The sequence below is a fragment of the Kitasatospora sp. GP82 genome (assembly GCF_029892105.1).
GTDB lineage: Bacteria > Actinomycetota > Actinomycetes > Streptomycetales > Streptomycetaceae > Kitasatospora.
Genome location: NZ_JARZAJ010000053.1, coordinates 20,761 through 40,001, shown reverse-complemented (window position 1 = coordinate 40,001; position 19,241 = coordinate 20,761). Strand labels below are relative to the sequence as shown.

Genomic DNA, 19,241 nt, shown 5'->3' with positions numbered 1-19,241 from the left:
CGGGGGCCCCGGGGGGGGGGGGGGGGGGGGGGGGCGCGCGGGGGGGGGCGCGGCCCGGGGGGGTGGCGGGGGGGGGGGGGGGGGGCGGGGCGGGGGGGGGCCCCCCCCCCCCCCCCCCGCCCCGGAGGACGTGCACGGTTGTCTAGAGCGCGTCGGGCCCGCGCTCACCGGTACGGACCCGGACGGCGGTGTCCACCGGGACACTCCAGACCTTGCCGTCGCCGATCCGTCCGGTGCGGGCGGCCTTGACCAGGACGTCGATCAGCTCGTCGGCGTCCTCGTCGGAGACCAGGACCTCGATCCGGAGCTTCGGGACCAGGTCGACGGTGTACTCGGCCCCCCGGTAGACCTCGGTGTGACCGCGCTGGCGGCCGTAGCCACTGGCCTCGGTGACGGTGAGGCCGTGGACGCCGAAGTCGCGCAGGGCGGACTTCACCTCGTCCAGTCGGTGGGGCTTGATGACGGCGGTGATGAGCTTCATCGGGCGTCGACCTCGGTCTTCTCGGCAGTCTTCTCGGTGGTCTTCTCAACGGCCTTGCCGGCGGCCTTGTCGACAGTCTTCCCGACGACCGGATCGGTGTCCTTCGCCGCAGGCCGCTCGACGGCCCTCGCGACGGAGGGGACGGCGGGAACGGCGGGGACGGACAGCGCACGGGCCAGGCTTGCGCCCACCGCACTGAAGTCGTAGGCCGACTCCGCGTGCTCGGCCTGGTCGATCCCGGCGACCTCGACCTCCTCGGCGACCCGGAAGCCGATGGTCTTGTGGATCGCCGTGCCGATCAGCCAGGAGAGCACGAAGGAGTAGACACCGACCACGACCACACCCATCGCCTGCTTGCCGAGCTGCCCGAACCCGCCGCCGTAGAACAGGCCCTGGGCAGTCTGCCCGACATGGCCGGTGGCGAACAGGCCCACCGCGAGCGAGCCGATGATGCCGCCGACCGCGTGCACACCGACCACGTCCAGCGAATCGTCGAAGCCCAGGCGGTACTTGAGGCTGATCGCGGCCGCACACGCGGCCCCGGCGATCAGGCCGATGGCGATGGCGCCGAGCAGCGAGACCGAGCCACAGGCCGGGGTGATGGCGACCAGCCCGGCCACCGCGCCGGAGGCAGCGCCCAGCGTGGTGAACGCGCCGTGCTTGATCCGCTCGTAGGCGAGCCAGCCGAGCATCGCGGCGGCGGTGGCGATCTGGGTGTTGAGGAAGGCCATCCCCGCCACGCCGTTGGCGGCCAGCGCGGAGCCCGCGTTGAAGCCGAACCAGCCGAACCAGAGCAGTCCGGAGCCGAGCATCACCAGCGGAAGGCTGTGCGGGCGCATCGGATCCTTCTTGAAGCCGACCCGCTTGCCGAGCACCAGGCACAGGGCCAGGCCGGCGACACCGGCGTTGATGTGCACCGCCGTGCCGCCCGCGAAGTCGATCACGCCGCTGCGGTCGCCGAGCCAGCCGCCGTGGCCGTTGTCGAAGAAGAACACCCAGTGCGCGACCGGGAAGTACACGACCGTCACCCAGAGCGCCACGAACAGCGCCCAGGCCGAGAACTTGGCTCTGTCCGCGACGGCACCGCTGATCAGGGCCGGGGTGATCACCGCGAACATCAACTGGAAGGAGGCGAAGGCGGTGACCGGGATGGATCCGTTGAGGTCGTTCAACCCGATGCCGCGCATCCCGAGGAAGTCCAGGTTGCCGATCAGACCGGCACCGGCGTCCGGGCCGAAGGCGAGCGAGTAGCCGTAGAGCACCCAGAGCACGCTGACGATGGCCAGCGAGATGAAGCTCATGGCCAGCATGTTGAGCGTGCTCTTTACCCTGACCATGCCTCCGTAGAAGAAGGCCAGGCCCGGGGTCATCAACATGACCAGGGCCGCACTGATGAACACAAAGGCGGTATCGCCCGCGCTGAAGCCCTCCGGCATCGGCGTCTCCTTGTGATGAAAACCGCCCCCGGGATCCCTGTCCCGTGCCACCCGGGGTGTCGGCGATGAAGAGGAGAGTGCCGAAGGCTGATTTCGGCCGATGCGGCTCGGTGTTTCACCGGCGTGACGGCGTTGACGGGAGAGTTACGAGTGCGTGAACCACGGCCGCGCCTCCCACACCGCTGCGCTACTGTGCGGCCGCACAGCGCCGGAGGGCGGCGGACGGCTCACCGGCCGTGGAGCCCACGGGCTGCGGGGCGGGGGAACCCGATCGGATGCATACCCACGGGGCGTCCACGGTCGGAGCCGAGGGCCGTCGGTGGCCGAAAACGGGCTCACCGCCGGACCGCGGCAACCCGGTCGGCGGTCACACGGACAGCGGTCACACGGACGGGGTGAACTCCGGAATGTCGTGCACCACCCGCTCGGCCAGCCGGTCGACCGCGTCCAGGCCCTTGAAGTTCCGCGTGGCAGCGGCCGAAGTCTTGCGCACCCGGGTGTTCAGCCGCTCCGAGCGGACCGTCCTGGCGATGTCCACGGCCTGATCGGCCATCACCACGGCCTGCTCGGGCTCGTTCTGCAGCAGATGGACGCTGGCCATTCCGATCAGGTTGAAGGCGTAGCTGCGGACGTGGTCCCCGTCCTGCCGGAACAGGTCCACGGCCCGCTCCATCACCGGCGCCGCCATCGAGGCGTAGAGCGGGCTGCGGGAGGAGTTGTAGGCGAGGTCGCGGAAGGAGTGCGCGTTCTCCGCGTTGAGCTCGGCCTCGGAGAAGAACTTGAGCCAGTTCGGGTCGTTGTCACCGGGGCGGCAGTCACTGAAGGTGTCCTCGGCCAGCCGGGCGGCGCGGGCGCAGCGGTTGACCTCGCCGATGTTGGAGTACGCGCGGGCCTCCATCGCGTACAGCAGGGCCTGCTGGCGCGGGGTGGCGGTGTCCCGGCTGCCGTACTGGGCCAGGTGGATCAGCTCCAGGGCGTCCTCGCCCCGGTTGAGGTGGATCATCTGGCGGCTCATGTCGGTCAGGATCAGCGCGCCGAACGGCCGGTCCCCCGCCTCCTTGGCGGCGTGCAGCGCCAGTACGTAGTACTTCTGCGCGCTGGGGTGCATACCGACGTCGTACGACATCCACCCGGCCAGGTGGGCGAGTTCGGCGGTGAGCCGGAACAGCCGCTTGGTGGTCTGCTCGGGGTACGTCTCCTGGAGCAGGTCGGTGACCTCGTGCAGCTGGCCGACCACGGCCTTGCGGCGCAGCCCGCCGCCGTTCTGCGCGTCCCACTGGCGGAACATCACCGTGGTCTGCTCCAGCAGCTGGATCTCCGGCTCGGACAGCCTGCCGGTGTGCGGCTCACCACCGTTGGCCGCGGCCAGGACCGGGGTGGGCGCGCCGCTCGGACCCGGGGTGAGCCAGCGCTGCATCGGCTCGATCAGTGCGGCACCGGCCGCCAGGGCGAGCGACGTGCCCAGGAAACCCCGGCGGTTGAGCATCAGGTCGCTGCGCGAGTACTCGCTGATCAGCTGGACGGTCTGCGCGCCGCTCCACGGCAGGTCCACCCCGCCGCCGACGGTGCTGACCGGGACGGCGGTACGCAGGCCCAGGTCCTCGATCGAGACCACCGAACCGAAGCGCTCGGAGAACAGCTCCGACATGATCTTCGGAATCGGCTCGCGCGGCTGCTCGCCGTCCAGCCACCGGCGCACCCGCGAGGTGTCGGTACTGACATGGTGGGCGCCGATCTGGCGGGCCCTGCGGTTGACCTGGCGGGCCAACTCGCCCTTGGACCAGCCGCTGCGGCCGAACCAGGACGTCAGCTTCTCGTTCGGTTGCTTCTCTGCCATGGGAACGTCCCCATCCCGCCCGGCCCCGCCCGGGGCCCTGCTCGCCAAATGACCCGGCCCGCCGTACCCGACGTGCCTGTTCTGCTCCCGCCCTCGGTGGCGGTCCGCTGCGTTCCGTATGCCGAACGTAACGCCCCATCCGCCATCCGGGGGAGCATCCACGGGGAAACGCCACCTTTCGCCACCCCTACGAGTGAACTACTCGACGCCGTACCGCGCTTCACTTGTAGCCGGCTCGGTTCCGCCCTCCGCCGGCCCGTCCGCTCTGCCTGCTCAACGCTCAACTCGCTTGGACGACACGGGCCTTGTCGGCCATAAAAGAGGACGGAGACACCCAGTGCAGCAACGACGATCCGGCATCCGCCACGCCGGGGCAAGGCGACTCCTGGCGCGGGCGGCCCGAATCGGAGCACAACGTCCAGCGCGCGCCGCCGACACACAGCGCGCTCCACATCGGACAATCGACGCACCGTCACCGTCCCGTAACCACCGGCAATCCCAATCTGTTGGGGGAGGCATGGACAACCTCTTCGGCGATCTCCGATTCGGTGCCCGCCGCCGTATGCGGGCCACCGCGTTCCAGGCCGCCGCTGAGTACACCGGCCGCTGGGGCTGGACGGTCGCCGTCGGTTCCGGCCGTACCCCGTCGGACGGGAACTGCGGCTGCCTGGCCACCCACTGCGCGGCGCCCGGTCTGCACTCCGCCGTCGGCCCGGAGCACACCGCCAGCCCCCGGCCCGAGCTCGGCCCGCCCGCCGCGGAACTGCGCGAACTCTGGGCCGCCGACGCCCCCGTACTGCTTCCGGCCGGGCGCTCCTTCGACGTACTGGACGTACCCACGCAGCCCGGCCTGCAAGCGCTGGTCCGGCTGGAGCGAATGGGCACCCAGGTCGGCCCGGTGCTCACCCTGCCGACCGGGCGGCTGCTCTTCTTCGTCGCCACCGGCACCGCGCAGCGGCTGCCCGAGCTGCTGTACCGGATGGGCTGGGACGACGCCGCGCTCGACCTGGCCTGCCACGGCGAGGGCAGCTGGATCGCCGCCCCGCCCAGCGTGCTCGGTGCGCTCGGGCCGGTCCGCTGGCTGCGCCGCCCGTGCCGCGAGAGCGCCGGCTGTCCGCCGGAGGCCCGCCTGCTGCTCGGCACCCTCGCCTACGCCTGCCACCGCAGCCGCGAGCGCACCGCCGAACCGGCCTGGCTCGCCTCCTGACCCCAGGGGCAACAGACTCCTCCCGGCCTCGCCGGGCAAGGGACAGCTCCTCAGGGGCGCGGGGAACTGCGCGACCGGCCGTCCACGGAGGTGCAGAGTCTCCCGCGCACGCAGTTGATCAAGCAGAGCCCCGCGCCCCTGAAGGTTCGCCCTGTCTCTGAAGGCCTCCCCCGGAGGGGTACGCAGAAGGGCCCGCCCCTTGCGGAGCGGACCCTGTGTGCGGCGGTGCGGGTGGTTCAGTCCCCGATCAGCGCGTCCACGAACGCGGCCGGCTCGAACGGCGCCAGGTCGTCCGCGCCCTCGCCGAGCCCGATCAGCTTGACCGGGACACCCAGCTCACGCTGGACGGCGACCACGATGCCGCCCTTGGCGGTGCCGTCCAGCTTGGTCAGCACGATGCCGGTGATGTTCACGACCTCGGCGAAGACCCGGGCCTGGACCAGACCGTTCTGGCCGGTGGTGGCGTCGAGCACCAGCAGCACCTCGTCCACCGGGCCGTGCTTCTCGACGACCCGCTTGACCTTGCCGAGCTCGTCCATCAGGCCGGTCTTGGTGTGCAGGCGGCCGGCGGTGTCGATCAGTACGGTGTCCGCGCCCTCGGCGATGCCCTCCTTGACCGCGTCGAAGGCGACCGAGGCGGGGTCACCGCCCTCGGGACCGCGTACGGTCTGCGCACCGACCCGCTCGCCCCAGGTCTGCAGCTGGTCGGCGGCGGCGGCGCGGAAGGTGTCGGCGGCGCCGAGCACCACCTTGCGGCCGTCCGCGACGAGGACCCGGCCCAGCTTGCCGGAGGTGGTGGTCTTGCCGACGCCGTTGACACCGACCACCAGGACGACGGCCGGGCGGTCGTCCTCGTGCTTGGCGGTCTTCAGCGAACGGTCGGCGTCCGCGCCGATCAGGGCGACCAGTTCCTCGTGCAGCAGCCCGCGCAGCTCCTCGGGAGTACGGGTGCCGAGCACCTTGACGCGGGTGCGCAGCTTCTCCACCAGCTCCTGGGTGGGCGCGACACCGACGTCGGCGGTGAGCAGGGTCTCCTCGATCTCCTCCCAGGTGTCCTCGTCCAGGCGCTCGCGCGAGAGCAGCGTGAGCAGCCCCTTGCCGAGCGAGTTCTGCGAGCGGGAGAGCCGGGACCGCAGGCGGACCAGGCGTCCGGCGGTCGGCTCGGGGATCTCAAGGGCGGGAGCCTCCTCGACGGCCTCCGGGGCCGGAGCCTCCTCGACGGTCTCGACCGGCTCCTCGGTGGGCGGCGCGGCCTCCTCGGCGACCTCGGGCGCGCTCGGGACCGTGGGCGCCGTACCGCGCTCCCCCAGTCCGACCGGCGCCTCCGGCTTCGGGGGCAGCTGCTTGTGCCGTCTGCCGCTGACGACGAGACCCGCGACAGCGCCGATGGCGACCACGGCGATGACTACGGCAAGGATCACGTATTCCACATAGATCTCCCTTACTGGATCCCACGACCGGTTGACCGAGGGGTGACAGTGATCCTTCGGTCGGCAGGGCGCACGGAGCGCTGCCGTTCCACTGCTGCGCCCCGGCCGGGCCGTCGGGGCCGGTCGGGGCCTGGCCGCCATGAGGTGGTCACGGCGGCCGAGTGAGAAGCCCCCTCGTCCGTGAGGGGGAGGAGTCACAACCCGTCCAGTATCCGCGACCGGTCCACGATGCGGGTGCACGCCTCGGTGTGCGGACCGGTGGATCAGCCCGTCGGCTCGCCCACGGGCTGCGGGTCCGCCTGCCGGGGCGCGGGGGTCCGCCTGCGTTCGCGGTGCCCGTCGCGCAGGCGCTGGCTGATCACCTGCGAGATGCCGTCGCCCTTCATCGTGACCCCGTACAGCGCGTCGGCCGACTCCATGGTCAGCTTCTGGTGGGTGATCACGATCAGCTGCGAGCTCTCCCGCAGCTCCTCCATGATCGCGATCAGCCGCCGCAGGTTGGTCTCGTCCAGCGCCGCCTCGACCTCGTCCATCACATAGAAGGGACTGGGCCGCGCCTTGAAGATGGAGACCAGCAGGGCGACCGCCGTCAGCGAGCGCTCGCCGCCCGAGAGCAGCGAGAGTCGCTTGACCTTCTTGCCGGGCGGCCTGGCCTCCACCTCGATGCCGGTGGTGAGCATGTTCGCCGGGTCCGTGAGCACCAGCCGCCCCTCCCCTCCCGGGAAGAGCCGCGAGAAGACGCCCTCGAACTGGGCCGCCGTGTCGTGGTAGGCCGAGGTGAAGAGCTGCTCGACCCGGGCGTCCACGTCCCGGACGATGTCCAGCAGGTCCCGGCGGCTCTTCTTCAGGTCGTCCAGCTGCTCCCCGAGGAACCGGTGCCGCTCCTCCAGCGCCGCGAACTCCTCCAGCGCGAGCGGGTTCACCTTCCCGAGCTGCTGGTACGCCTTCTCGGCGGCCTTCAGACGCCGTTCCTGCTCGGACCGGTCGTACGGCCTCGGCTCGCCGGGTTCCCTGCCGTCCTCGGGCAGCGCGGGCGGCACCGGCTGGTCGGGGCCGTACGAGGCGAGCAGTTCGCCGCCCTCGATGCCGAACTCCTCCAGCGCCTTGGCCTCCAGCTGTTCGATCCGCAGCCGCTTCTCCGCGCGCAGCACCTCGTCGCGGTGTCCGGCGTCCACCAACTTGTCCAGCTCGGACTTGAGTTCGCGGCCCGTCTCGCGGCCCGCCCGCAGTTCGGCCTCGCGTTCGGCGCGGGTCTGCTCGACCTCGACCCGCTCAGCCTCGGCCGCCACCAGCGAATGCTCCAGCCGGGTCAGCAGCTGCCGGGCGCCGGCCGCGACGGCGGTGGCGGCCGACGCCTCGTGCCGGGCACGCTCCCGGCGCTCCGCCACACGGGCGCGTGCCTCGCGTTCCGTCCGGGCGGCGCGGTCGAGTTGGTCCGCCCGCCCGGCCAGACCCCGCACCCGCTCCTCGTGCGTACGGACCGAGAGCCTGGCCTCCAGCTCGGCCTGCCTGGACCTGCTCGCCTCCTGCGCCAGCCGGTCGCGGCGCGCACCGTCCGGCTCGTCCTCGCCGGACTCGGCCGACTCCTCGGCAACGGCGAGTCGCTCCGCCAACTCCTCGGCCGCCGCCAGGGCCTGCGCCAGGCCCTCCTCCGCCTTGGCCGCGGAAGCCGCGAGCCGCTCGGCCTCCCCGGCCGCCGCCCTGGCCTGCCCGCCGAGCCGACCGAGCGCACCGGCGGTCTGCGCCTGCTCCTTCTCGGCCTGCCGCCGCTGCACCGCCAGCCGCTCGACCTCGGCGGCGAGCTCACCGCGAAGCTCCTTGGCCGCCGCCAGCCGATCCGCCGACCCGGCGCACCGCACGTCCAGTTCGGCGATCCGACCGGCGGCCTCCGCCACCGCGGCCCGGGTCTCCAGCAGGCTCGGCGCGCCGGCCGACCCACCCTGCGCAAAGCCGGTGCCGAGCAGATCCCCCTCGGCCGTGACGGCGGTCAACTCCGGTCGCACGGCGAGCAGGTACTGCGCCTCGTCCAGTCCGAGGACCACGGCCGTCCGGGCCAGCAGGGCATCGACGGCAGGCCGAAGATCCGCCGGGGCCTCCACCAACTCGCCCGCCCAGCAGGCCCCTTGCGGCAAGGCGCCGCGCTCGGCCGACTCTCCGGTGCCGCCCGCGATCAGTAGAGCCGCCCGCCCGGCGTCCTCCTGGCGCAGCAGCCGCAGCGCCTGGGCGGCGGTGTCCACACCGTCCACCGCGACGGCGTCCGCCGCCGCGCCCAGCGCCGCCGCCAGTGCCACCTCGTGCCCGGGTGCGACCCGCAGCAGCTGTGCGGCCGGTCCGAGCAGTCCGGCCGGCCGGTCCCCGGCCGCGAGCAGGGCACCGCTGCCGTCCTTGCGCCGCAGCCCGAGCGCCAGCGTCTCGTGACGGGCCGTCAGCCCCGCCCGCTCGCGCTCGGCGACACCCAGGGCGTCCCGTACGGCGGCCAGTTCGCGCTCTGCCTCGGTCAGCGCCGCCCTGGCCTGCTCGTACGCCGTGTCCAGTCGCCCGTCGGCAGCCGTCTCACCGTCGACCCGGTCCTGAAGCTGCTGGTACTCCTGCTGTGCGGACTCGGCCCGTTGCAGCGCCTCGTCCCTGGCCTCGGCCAGGCGTCCGATCTCGGCCTGCGCACTGGACGCCCGGGAGCGGGCCGCCCCCGCCTGCCCCTGCAGTCGGGCGAGGCCCTCTCGCCGGTCGGCGGCGGCCCGCGCGGCGGCCTTCAACCGGCCTTCCTCCGCCGCCAGTTCACCTTCGAGACCGGACTTCTGCTCGACCGCCTCGGCCAGCGCGTACTGCGCCTCCTCCAGCGCCTCGGCGAGCGCGGCCTCCTCCTCGCGGACCCGTGCCGCCTCCTGCTCCAGCTCCTCGGGCTCGCGCCCGCGCCGCTCCTCCCCCTGCGCGCTGCTCACTGCGTGCCGGACCCTGGCCTCGGCCAGCCCGATGGTGCCCCTGGCCCGTTCGGCGAGGGCGGAGAGCAGGTACCAGGTCCGCCGGGCGGCCTCCAGCTGCGGACCGAGCTGCTCGACCTGGGCCTCCAGTACGGCCTCGCGCTGCTGAGCCTTCGCCAGTTCCTGTTCCATCGTGGAACGGCGCAGCTTCAGCGCCAGCTCGTCGGCGACCTCCGCCTCGACGGCCCTGCGCAGGGTGAGCAGATCGTCGGCGAGCAGCCGCAGTCTGGCGTCGCGCAGCTCGGCCTGGATCCCGGCGGCCCGGCGGGCGATCTTCGCCTGGCGCCCGAGCGGGCCGAGCTGGCGGCGGAGTTCGGCGACCAGGTCCTGGACCCGGTTGAGATTGGTCTGCATCGAGTCCAGCTTCCGCAGCGCCTTCTCCTTGCGCTTGCGGTGCTTGAGGACGCCGGCCGCCTCCTCGATGAAGGCCCGTCGCCCCATCGGGTCGGCGTGCAGGACGGAGTCCAGCTGACCCTGGCCCACGATGACGTGCATCTCCCGGCCGATACCGGAGTCGGAGAGGAGTTCCTGGATGTCCAGCAGACGGCAGACGCTGCCGTTCAGCGCGTACTCGCTGCCCCCGTTGCGGAACATCGTCCGGGTGATGGTGACTTCGCAGTAGTCGATGGGCAGTGCACCGTCGGTGTTGTCGATGGTGAGGCTGACCTCGGCCCGGCCCAGCGCCGCCCTGCCGCTGGTCCCGGCGAAGATGACGTCCTCCATCTTGCCGCCGCGCAGCGACTTGGCGCCCTGCTCCCCCATCACCCAGGAGAGCGCGTCCACCACATTGGACTTCCCGGAGCCGTTCGGGCCGACCACGCAGGTGATGCCCGGTTCGAAGCGCAGCGTGGTGGCGGAGGCGAAGGACTTGAACCCGCGCAGCGTCAGACTCTTCAGGTGCACGTGCCCTCCTCCTGGCCTCGACAGTCGCCGCTGGCCGACTGTATCCGGCCATGCGCACGGCAACCCGCCAGGCGGCGGTTTGACCACGCCGGAGGGAGGTTTGACCACGCCGGAGGGAGGTTTGACCACGCCGGAGGGAGGGCAGTCTCCTCGTCACATCGACAACATCCCCCGGCGTCGGCTCCTCGGACACGACGAAGGGACGCCACCCGGGCGTCCCTCGGAAGCTGCGTCCCATATACGACCGTATTCGCGTATACGGGAGGCTCAAAGCGCAGCAGCGTCGATCGGTGAGGATCGGGTCAGGATCAGGTGAGTGCGGGCTCCCGCTGATCCAGGTCGATGCTGCTGAGCAGCGAGTGCTCGTCAGCGACAGCGGTGAGTGCGTCGTTCTCGGCCTGCACCCGGAGGAGCTCGGCCTCCAGATCCTGAACGCGCTGCTGCAGCCGTCGCATCTCGGAGAGCATTCGCGGGTCGGGGCCGCCGACGTACCCGAGAAGCGCCTTTGCCATGATGAATGGTCCTCCACGCTGAGTGACCGAACCGAAACGGTTTAGGTCTAGGGGGAAGGGGGGTACGCACCCGTCAGCGCGCCGGAAGTGCCGGCTGGGCACCGCGGGAAAGCCGTCATGAGCTGCGCCCATGAAGACATGACCCTGCCGGGAATACGCAGACTGGTGCGCGGGCTTTCAGCGTCTCACCAAAGACCGTACGGGTCAACACGATCACCGCACGCTACCGCGCGCCTGTCACCTGCATGGCGGGAAGACACACCACGAGGCCGGCGGGGCCATCGACAGCGGCACCGCTCTCGACCGAGATGGATCACTGTCGCTGCGGAGTCAACCACGAGTCTGCCCAGAAGGCAACCGTACGACACCGACAGTTGCCGGTCACCTGGGAGCGGCAACGCCGGCTCAGCGGATCGCGAAGCTCTCGTAGCCGTCGCCGGTGGCGCTCCAGATCTCGGTGACGCCGGTGACCTTGCCGGGAGTTCCGGGGCCGCGCAGCAGGGCGAGCAGTTGTTCGCAGTCGGTGTGCGGGCCCTCGGCGACCACCTGCACCCGGCCGTCGCCGAGGTTGCTGGTGTATCCGGTCAGCCCGATCTCCAGCGCGCGGGCCCGGGTCCACCAGCGGAAGCCGACCTGCTGGACCTTGCCCCGGACCCAGATGGTGGCCCGGACGGGGTGAGCGCTGTCGTGATCGTGCATGGCTTCGACCCTATCCGGCCGCGCCCGGCCGTCAGTCGGCGATCGGGCCCCGACGGTCCCAGCCCGGGGTGTTGATCCGCAGGGTGAGATCGGCTTCGGCGGCGGCTTCGCCGCAGGTCCGGCAGGTCCAGGCGGGGTCGAGCGGATGCGGGTGGTGACCCGCCGGGTGGTGGTCCACGGTGACCGGGGATTCGGGGAGCAGCCAGCGGTCGCCCCAGGCGAGCAGGGCCTGGGTGACGGGCATCAGGTCCCGGCCTGCCTCGGTGAGGTGGTACTCGTACCGCGGCGGGCGTTCGTTGTAGCGACGGCGTTCGATCACCCCGGCTCCCTCCAGTGCGCGCAGCCGGGCGGTCAGCCGGTCGCGCGGGGCTCCGGTGTTCTGCACGATCCGCTCGAAGCGGTGGTTGCCGTAGAAGAGTTCGCGGACGGCCAGCAGGGCCCACCTCTCGCCGAGGATCTGCAGCGCGGCGGCGATCGAGCAAGGGCGGCCGGGGTGTCGCTCGGCGGAGTGAGAGGTCACGGCGCCAGCCTGCCACAGTGAGTTGTGATGTCAAACCTGTGGAGACCTCGAACCTGCGGAGACGACTCCGGCCCCGGCGACCCGCTGAGCAGGTCGCCGGGGCCGGTCGGCCGGTCGGTTCAGAAGCCGCCGAAGTCGGAGCCACCGCCGCTGTCGCCGAAGTCGCCGCCGTCGAAGCCGCCGAAGTCGGAGCTGTTGAAGTCGGCGCCGCTCACATCGCCGCCCTCGAAGCCGGAGCCGTAGCCGTCCGCACCGGCCGCCCAGGCCTCGTCCGGCGAGGAGATGATCGAACCGAGTGCGGTGCCGACCAGCAGGCCCGGCAGCAGGCCGCCGCCGAAGTAACCGCCGGCCCACGGGCTGTAGGCCGGGCCCGCGTTCCAGTACGGCTGCTGACCGAACTCGGTGTGCACGGTGCGGATGTCCGGGTCCTGGCCGCTTGCCAGCCGGGCGGCGTCGGCCGCACAGGCGGGCACGGTGCGCGGTGCGCCACCGGCCGGCGCCCAGTCGACGTCCTGCACGGACGGGCCGTGGCGCGGGTCGAAGAAGCACGGCGGACGGCGGTCGGGCAGCGGGCGCTTGTCCCGGCGCGCGGCCAGCGTGGCCAGCGAGAACCGGCCGTCCGCCAGCGCCTCGGTGACCGGCGCCACGTCGGCGGGCCGCTTGGCCGCGTCCATGGTCTGCTTGGCGCGCTCGTACGAGTCCAGGGCGTGCGAGTAGTCGGCGCGTTGGGCGTCGTCGGCGTCGGGCGCGCCCGGGTTGAAGTCGAGGCGGTCGAGCTCCTCGCCGAAGGCGGTGATGTCCTCGTCCACGACGGTGCGCAGCTGGGCGAGCTCGACCCTGGCCTGCTCCTCCTTGCGCTTCTTGGCGCGGCGGAAGAGCAGGAAGACACCGCCGCCCGCGAGCGCGAGCAGGGCGAGCGGGACGACGATCGCAGCGGTGCTCACGCCGCCGGAGTCCGCGGCATGGCCCTTGACCTGCCCGACGGCCTGGTCCACGAAGTCGTTCAGGGTCGCGTTGATGTCGCCCTGGTGCGAGCGGAACGAAGCGCCGGCCAGATTGGCGGAGGCGGCGCGGGAAAAGGCTGCGCTGTCCGAGTCCGCCTTGAAGGCGTCCCCGCGCCAGACCGCGTAGACACCGACCACACCGACCTTGGTCCGCAGGTCGCGGATGACGGTCGGACCCGGGTACTGCGCGTTCGCCGGAATGACCGCGACGTAGATCGGCTTGTCGGCGTCCTTGAGCTTCTTGCTCAGAGCCGCGGCCTGGTCCTCGGAGAACCGAGAGGTCATCGCCGGGTCGACGTAGACCTGGCTCTTCTTCAGCGCGGTCGAGGCTTCGTCGATGCCGCCCGCCGCCGAGGCGGGGGACGCGGCCAGCAGGAGCAGCAGCCCAAGCACGGCTGCCAGCAGCGCCGCCGCCGAGGCGGCGGGCCTGGCGGCCGGGGAGCGGCGGAGCACAGTTCTCATGACAGAGACGCTACCTGGCCGGGAGACCAATGCGGGATCACCCCCAGGCGTAGTGGACCCCCGCCGAGCGGTTCACCCGCTGTTCCTCCCGGCGGGTGACTCGGGCAGGTCCGCGACCAGGCATAGTTGTGCTGATCAGTCCAGCCAGATCCGATCGGAGCTTTTGGTGATCCTCGGTCTTGTCACCGCCGTCGCGGCGTCCGCCTGCTACGGCACCGGCTCCGTTCTGCAGGCGGTGGGCTCCCGCCGCTCGGCCCGTGAGGAGGAGGCGGCCAAGGGCGCCACCACGGGTGTCACCGAGCGCGGCGGTCCGAGTCTGACCTCCACCGCCAAGGCCGCGGTGACCTGGGAGTTCATCCTGGGCACGGTGCTGGACCTGATCGGTTTCGGCCTTGGTGCGCTGGCCGCCCGACTGCTGCCGCTCTTCCTCTCGCAGACCATCATCAGCGCCAACCTGGTGATCACCGCGGTGCTGAGCATCAGGATGCTCGGCCTGCGTCTGAAGAACCTGGAGTGGGCCTCCATCGGCGTACTGTGCGGCGCTCTGGTGCTGCTGGCCACGGCCGCGGGGCCCGAGGGCGGCCACCACGTCGCGATGGCGGTGCACTGGTGGCTGCTGGCTGTGTCGGTGGTGCTGATCGCGGGCGGCAGTCTGATAGTGCGGCGGCTGGGTTCGAGCGGGGCGATCGTGGCCGGTCTGCTCTCCGGTCTGGGCTTCGGCGCGCTGGGCATCGGCGTCCGGATCCTCGACGGCATCCAGCCCTTCGGCCTGGGACAGCTGGCCTCCGACCCCGCGCTGTACGCGATCCTGGTCGGCGGTCTGGGCGGGATGTACCTGCACACGGTCGCGCTGCAGATCGGTTCGGTGAACGGTGCGACGGCCGCCCTGGTGGTCGGCGAGACGGTGGTGCCCGGCGCGGTGGGCGTGCTGTGGCTGGGCGACTCCTCGCGGGCCGGCCTCGGCTGGCTGGCCGCCGCCGGCTTCGTCCTGGCCGTGGTCAGCGCGGTCGGCGTCGCGTACTTCGGCCAGGACGAGGTCGAAGAACACGGCGCACAGCCGAAGATCCCCGAACCCGCCCACCGCTAGGCCCGCACGCAGCGCGGAAAACGGCGCTCAACCACGCACTGTCCAGAGGCCCGGAGAACTGGGCTCAGCCATGCACGATCCAGGGGCGCGGGGAACTGCCCGCGAAGGGGCTAGCGGGTGCGGGGTTCGCGCTGGCAGCGGGGGCAGAAGTAGCTGGAGCGGTTCATCCAGGCGGCCCGCCGGATCGGGGTCCCGCAGCGGCGGCAGGGCTCGCCCTCACGTCCGTAGGCGTCCAGGTCGCGGGAGAAGTAGCCGCTCTCGCCGTTCACATTGACGTAGAGGCTGTCGAAGCTGGTGCCGCCGACCTCCAGGGCGGCGTTCATCACGTCCCGGGCGTGCTGGAGCAGCACGGCGGCCTGTGAGCGGGTCAGCGTCGCGGTGGGGCGCTCGTAGTGCAGCCTGGCGCGCCAGAGCGACTCGTCGGCGTAGATGTTGCCGACCCCGCTGATCAGGGACTGGTCCAACAGTGCGCGCTTGACCGTGGTGCGCTTGGCGCGCAGGGCGGCTATGAAGGCACCGTCGTCGAAGCGCGGGTCGAGCGGGTCACGGGCGATGTGCGCGATGGAGACCGGGGTGGACTCGGGGTCGCCCGCCTCTGCGTCCTCCACGGCCAGGCCGCCGAAGGTGCGCTGATCGACGAAGCGCAGCTCGCGCCCGCCGTCGGCGAAGCGGAACCGGACCCGGAGATGGGTCTCGTCGGGCACCGAGGGGTCCTGGACGAGCAGCTGCCCGCTCATCCCCAGGTGCCCGATCATCGAGAAGCCCGGATCGGAGTCGGCCCCCGAAGAGATCAGGGGCACCCAGAGGTACTTGCCGCGCCGCTGGGCCCGGCCGAAGGTGGCCCCGGTGAGACGGGCGGTGAAGTCGGGTGCACCGCCCGGCTGACGGCGGACGGCACGCGGGTGCAGTACCTGCACCTCGGAGACGGTGCGGCCGGCTATCCAGCGGGCCAGGCCGCGCCGGACCACCTCGACCTCGGGAAGCTCGGGCACCTCGCGGCCTCAGGCTGCGGTACCGGGCGTCTGGTCGGCGTACTTGGCCTTGATCGCCCGCCAGGCGCTCTCGGCCGCCTTCTGCTCGGCTTCCTTCTTCGAGCGGCCGCTGCCGTGGCCGTAGTCCTCGCCGGCCACCCGGGCTGCGGCGTCGAAGGTCTTCTCGTGGTCGGGACCGGACTCGCTGACCACGTACTCGGGCACGCCGATGCCGACGGAGGCGGTGAGTTCCTGGAGGCTGGTCTTCCAGTCCAGTCCGGCGCCGAGCTGAGAGGACTCCTCGATCAGCGGGTCGAACAGCCGGTGGACGAACTCGGTGGCGGCGTCCAGGCCCTTGTCCAGGTAGATGGCGCCGATCACGGCCTCGACGGTGTCGGCGAGGATCGACGACTTGTCGCGGCCGCCGGTGCCTTCCTCGCCCTTGCCGAGCCGGATGAAGGTGCCGAGCTCAAGGCCGCGCCCGACCTCGGCGAGCGCGCGGGAGTTGACCACCGCGGCGCGAAGTTTGGCGAGCGTGCCCTCGGCGACCTCCGGGTGGAGTCGGTAGAGGGTGTCGGTCACCACCAGGCCCAGCACCGAGTCGCCGAGGAACTCCAGGCGCTCGTTGGTGGGCAGACCACCGTTCTCGTACGCGTACGAGCGGTGGGTGAGGGCACGTACCAGAAGGGCGCGCTCAAGTGAGTACCCGAGGCGCCCTTCCAGGACGTCGTATTCGGTCGAAGCCGGCCCGCCGGCCTTACTCCCGTTGGAAGCGGACTTGCGGGAAAAGTTGCTCTCCGACATCGATCCGTACACCCCGCCGATCAGACCGAGAGGACCTGGCGACGGTTGTACGTGCCGCAGCTCGGGCACGCGATGTGACCCAGCTTCGGCTCGTGGCAGCGGTCGCACGCCACGAGGGCCGGAACAACGGCCTTCCAGTTGGACCGGCGGTGGCGCGTGTTGCTGCGCGACATCTTCCGCTTCGGAACAGCCACGGCTACTTCTCCTGGTTCTCGGCGAGACCCTCACGGGTACCGCTGTTCTTGATTCCGTCACCCTCGTCGCCGGGGGCGGCGGAGAGTCCCTGCAGAGCCGCCCACCTGGGGTCGACGGCGTCGTGGTGGTGGTCCGGGTCGTCGCTCAGGCGTGCCCCGCACTCGGAGCACAGGCCCAGGCAGTCTTCCTGGCACACCGGCTGCAGCGGCAGTGCGAGCACCACCGCATCACGCAGCACCGGCTGGAGGTCGAAGAAGTCGCCCTCCAGGCGGTAAGTCTCTTCTTCCGAGTCCTCGTCGAGGTCCTCGGTCCCGGCGGTCCGACCGCGGTGACGCTCGTCGGACTCGGGGTAGTAGTACAGCTCCTGGAAGTCGACCTCCAGGTCGTCCTCGACAGGTTCGAGGCAGCGCGAGCACTCGCCCTCGACGTGGGCCTCGGCGGTGCCGGTCACCAGCACGCCCTCGACCACCGACTCCAGGCGGAGCTCCAGCTTGAGCTCGCTCTTCTCCGGGACGCCGATCACATCAATGATGCCCAGGCCCTCGGGGGCCTCCAGGGTGCGGGAGACCTTGCGCAGCGAGCCCGCGCGACGGCCGAGCTCATGCGTGTCGAACACGAGCGGGTCGCGATGGTCGAGGCGGTTCAAGGTGTCCTGACTTCCTGAGGGCGGCACACATACCTGCGTGGCGCGGGACGGGTTCGTACGATGTGCGGCACCGCGCGCTGAGAACTAGGAGCGAGCAGCCGAACGATCCAGCGCTGAACAGGCCGGAGTGGTCAGACTACCGGACACTGACGCCTGGCCCAACTTCGGGCGGCCGCGACGTGCGGTCACCGGCCGCCGAGCTCCCTCAGCCTGGTCATGTCGATCATGCTGGTGTCGAAGAAACTGGTCTCGTCCAGGCCCGGCTGCTGCGGCGCAGACTGCTGGTGGGGCACCTGGACCTGTGCGCCCTGGTGGGTCTGCTGCGGGTAGCCGTAGGCGTCGTAGCCCTGCTCCTGGTACGCCGGCTGCTGGGCGTACGCCTGCGGAACGCCGTACGGGTCGTGCAGCGCGGGCTCCTGGGCGGGGTAGGCGGGCTGCTGCGGGTAGCCGTAGGGATTGCCGTACGGGTCGGTCTGCGGCTGGCCTGCCGGGTCGAAGCCGCCGCCGTAGACCTCGGCGTACTGCTCGGCGGGCGGGTTGAAGCCGTTGTCGTAACTCTCCTCGCCCGGCGTCTGCCAGCCGGCCGCTGCCGGGGTCTGCTCGGGCCAGCTCTGCTGCTGCGGGACCTCTTCCCGGTACCAGGGCTGCTCCTCGCCGTCCTCGGCGAAACCGGCGGCGACCGCCTCGGCCCGGTGCTTGAGCTGCTGGGCCTCGTCGGCGGCGGCCAGGTAGGCGCCGAGCTCGTCGATCGGGGCCTTGCCGAGCAGCTTGTCGCGGCCCTTGCCGACCGCCTCCAGCGTCGCGCTGAGCACGGTCTCCAGGGTGGCGAGCTTCACATCGACGTACTCGTCGACCTCCGGGCTCGGCGTACCGCTCGGCCGGAACTCGTCGCCCTCGCCCTCGCCCTGCTCGAAGGCGCTCGAACCGCCGCGCAGCTTCTGCCGGCCACGGCCGACCGAGCCGAGCGTCTTGGTAAGCACGACCTCGAAGTTGGCCAGCTTGCTGTCCACGTAGTCGTCGGCCTCGGCGCGCTTGGCCTCGACCTCGGCACGGGCCTCGGTGAGGATCCGGTCGGCCTCGTTCTGCGCGCGGCGGACCACCTCGGTGTCGGAGATCAGCGAACCGCGCTCGTCGTGTGCGCCGCGGATGATCTGGTCGGCCTGGGCCTGCGCGTCGGCGACCACCTGCTCATGGTCGGCCATCACCGACTTGGCCTGGGCGAGCTCGTTCGGGAGAGCCTCACGCAGGTCCTGGAGCAGGCCCACCAGCTCGGCCCGGTTCAGCACGCAGGACGCCGACATGGGCATCGAGCGGGCGTTCTCCACCGCCGCGACGATCGCGTCGAGTCTGTTCTGCACGTCCACGGGCGCTTCTGTCTTTCCGTGTGCCGCCGAGGTGCGGCGGAGGCAGGCCCGGACGGCAGCATCGCCGCCGGGCAGTGGAGTACTGACTGTACGACCACTCACCCCGCAGCTCACAACGGCCGTGGCCTTCCGGCCACCCGGGCGGCGGCAGCCCGAGGTGACAGCCCGCCAGAAGTGCCCGATTGATGTGGTTCTCGGCCTAATTCGCGCGCCCGTTCGCGGCCTTCCGCTCGGCGATCCGCGCGACCAGCCGGCGGTGCACCGTCTCGGGCAGCAGGTGCGAGACATCGCCGCCGTACGAGGCGACCTCCTTGACCAGGCTGGAGGAGAGGAAGCTGTACGTCGGCGAGGTCGGCACGAAGAGCGTCTCGACGCCGGTGAGGCCGTGGTTCATCTGCGCCATCTGCAGCTCGTAGTCGAAGTCGCTGACGGCACGCAGGCCCTTGATGATCGCGGGGATGCCGCGGTCCCGGCAGAAGTCCACCAGCAGGCCGAAGTGCGACTCCACCTTGATGTTGCCGTACTTGGCCGTGCTCTCCTCGATCAGCGCGATGCGCTCCTCGATGCTGAACATGCCCTGCTTGTTGGGGTTGATCAGGACCGCGACATGAACGACGTCGTAGAGCTTCGACGCACGCTCGATGATGTCGAGGTGGCCGTTGGTGATCGGGTCGAAGGATCCCGGACAGACGGCGCGGCGCATGG

The 19,241-nt window shown here is 71.4% G+C and carries 17 protein-coding genes; 2 read left to right on the top strand and 15 right to left on the bottom strand.

Annotation, left to right across the window (positions count from 1 at the left end; translation table 11 throughout):
* Positions 1–142: 142 nt before the first annotated feature.
* From P3T39_RS33005 to P3T39_RS32995, 3 genes are all read right to left on the bottom strand, one after another.
* A complete protein-coding gene (locus tag P3T39_RS33005) occupies positions 143–481 on the bottom strand; it encodes a P-II family nitrogen regulator (RefSeq protein WP_280702942.1) in 339 nt (112 codons plus the stop codon).
* Positions 478–1,917 carry an ammonium transporter gene (locus tag P3T39_RS33000; RefSeq protein ID WP_280702941.1) on the bottom strand — a complete coding sequence of 480 codons (1,440 nt, stop codon included), beginning with the start codon at positions 1,915–1,917 and terminating at the stop codon, positions 478–480. Before P3T39_RS33000 ends, P3T39_RS33005 begins: the two co-directional genes overlap by 4 nt.
* Positions 1,918–2,299: 382 nt before the next feature.
* Entirely contained in the window at positions 2,300–3,754 is a 1,455-nt protein-coding gene (locus P3T39_RS32995; RefSeq protein ID WP_280702940.1) for a hypothetical protein, read from the bottom strand.
* A 517-nt stretch (positions 3,755–4,271) separates the two neighbouring features.
* Here P3T39_RS32995 and P3T39_RS32990 point away from each other — a divergent pair.
* Positions 4,272–4,961: a bifunctional DNA primase/polymerase gene (locus tag P3T39_RS32990; RefSeq protein WP_280702939.1), complete on the top strand. Its 690-nt coding sequence runs from the start codon at positions 4,272–4,274 to the stop codon at positions 4,959–4,961.
* 236 nt (positions 4,962–5,197) lie between these two features.
* Here the strand turns inward: P3T39_RS32990 and ftsY are convergent, their stop codons facing one another.
* The 6 genes from ftsY to P3T39_RS32960 all read right to left on the bottom strand — a co-directional run bounded on the left by ftsY (position 5,198) and on the right by P3T39_RS32960 (position 13,469).
* Positions 5,198–6,391 carry a signal recognition particle-docking protein FtsY gene (gene ftsY, locus P3T39_RS32985; protein ID WP_280702938.1) on the bottom strand — a complete coding sequence of 398 codons (1,194 nt, stop codon included), beginning with the start codon at positions 6,389–6,391 and terminating at the stop codon, positions 5,198–5,200.
* Positions 6,392–6,654: 263 nt separating this feature from the next.
* Positions 6,655–10,272, bottom strand: a complete 3,618-nt coding sequence (gene smc / locus P3T39_RS32980; RefSeq protein ID WP_280702937.1) for a chromosome segregation protein SMC — start codon at positions 10,270–10,272, stop codon at positions 6,655–6,657.
* Between the two features lie 308 nt (positions 10,273–10,580).
* Positions 10,581–10,784 carry a hypothetical protein gene (locus P3T39_RS32975; RefSeq protein ID WP_280702936.1) on the bottom strand — a complete coding sequence of 68 codons (204 nt, stop codon included), beginning with the start codon at positions 10,782–10,784 and terminating at the stop codon, positions 10,581–10,583.
* A gap of 405 nt (positions 10,785–11,189) precedes the next feature.
* Entirely contained in the window at positions 11,190–11,483 is a 294-nt protein-coding gene (locus P3T39_RS32970; protein WP_280702935.1) for an acylphosphatase, read from the bottom strand.
* A gap of 31 nt (positions 11,484–11,514) precedes the next feature.
* On the bottom strand, positions 11,515–12,003 hold the full coding sequence (locus P3T39_RS32965; RefSeq protein ID WP_280702934.1) for a winged helix-turn-helix transcriptional regulator: 489 nt from the start codon (positions 12,001–12,003) through the stop codon (positions 11,515–11,517).
* Between the two features lie 119 nt (positions 12,004–12,122).
* Positions 12,123–13,469 (bottom strand): hypothetical protein, encoded by a 1,347-nt coding sequence (locus tag P3T39_RS32960; RefSeq protein WP_280702933.1) that lies wholly within the window; start codon positions 13,467–13,469, stop codon positions 12,123–12,125.
* Positions 13,470–13,635: 166 nt separating this feature from the next.
* Between P3T39_RS32960 and P3T39_RS32955 the strand changes: the two genes are divergently transcribed.
* Entirely contained in the window at positions 13,636–14,556 is a 921-nt protein-coding gene (locus P3T39_RS32955; RefSeq protein ID WP_280702932.1) for a hypothetical protein, read from the top strand.
* Positions 14,557–14,666: 110 nt separating this feature from the next.
* On the opposite strand, the gene mutM is transcribed toward P3T39_RS32955, so the two are convergent.
* The 6 genes from mutM to coaD form a co-directional block, all read right to left on the bottom strand.
* Positions 14,667–15,548, bottom strand: a complete 882-nt coding sequence (gene mutM, locus P3T39_RS32950) for a bifunctional DNA-formamidopyrimidine glycosylase/DNA-(apurinic or apyrimidinic site) lyase (protein ID WP_280702931.1) — start codon at positions 15,546–15,548, stop codon at positions 14,667–14,669.
* A gap of 9 nt (positions 15,549–15,557) precedes the next feature.
* The gene (rnc, locus tag P3T39_RS32945; protein WP_280702930.1) at positions 15,558–16,331 is read right to left on the bottom strand and encodes a ribonuclease III; all 774 of its coding nucleotides are present in this window, start codon (positions 16,329–16,331) and stop codon (positions 15,558–15,560) included.
* 20 nt (positions 16,332–16,351) lie between these two features.
* A complete protein-coding gene (rpmF, locus tag P3T39_RS32940) occupies positions 16,352–16,525 on the bottom strand; it encodes a 50S ribosomal protein L32 (RefSeq protein WP_030056747.1) in 174 nt (57 codons plus the stop codon).
* 2 nt (positions 16,526–16,527) lie between these two features.
* Positions 16,528–17,172 (bottom strand): DUF177 domain-containing protein, encoded by a 645-nt coding sequence (locus P3T39_RS32935; protein ID WP_280702929.1) that lies wholly within the window; start codon positions 17,170–17,172, stop codon positions 16,528–16,530.
* A gap of 185 nt (positions 17,173–17,357) precedes the next feature.
* Positions 17,358–18,536, bottom strand: coding sequence for a cell division initiation protein (locus tag P3T39_RS32930; protein WP_280702928.1), 1,179 nt, complete (start codon positions 18,534–18,536; stop codon positions 17,358–17,360).
* A gap of 199 nt (positions 18,537–18,735) precedes the next feature.
* Positions 18,736–19,239 carry a pantetheine-phosphate adenylyltransferase gene (gene coaD, locus P3T39_RS32925; protein ID WP_280702927.1) on the bottom strand — a complete coding sequence of 168 codons (504 nt, stop codon included), beginning with the start codon at positions 19,237–19,239 and terminating at the stop codon, positions 18,736–18,738.
* Between the last annotated feature and the right edge of the window lie 2 nt (positions 19,240–19,241).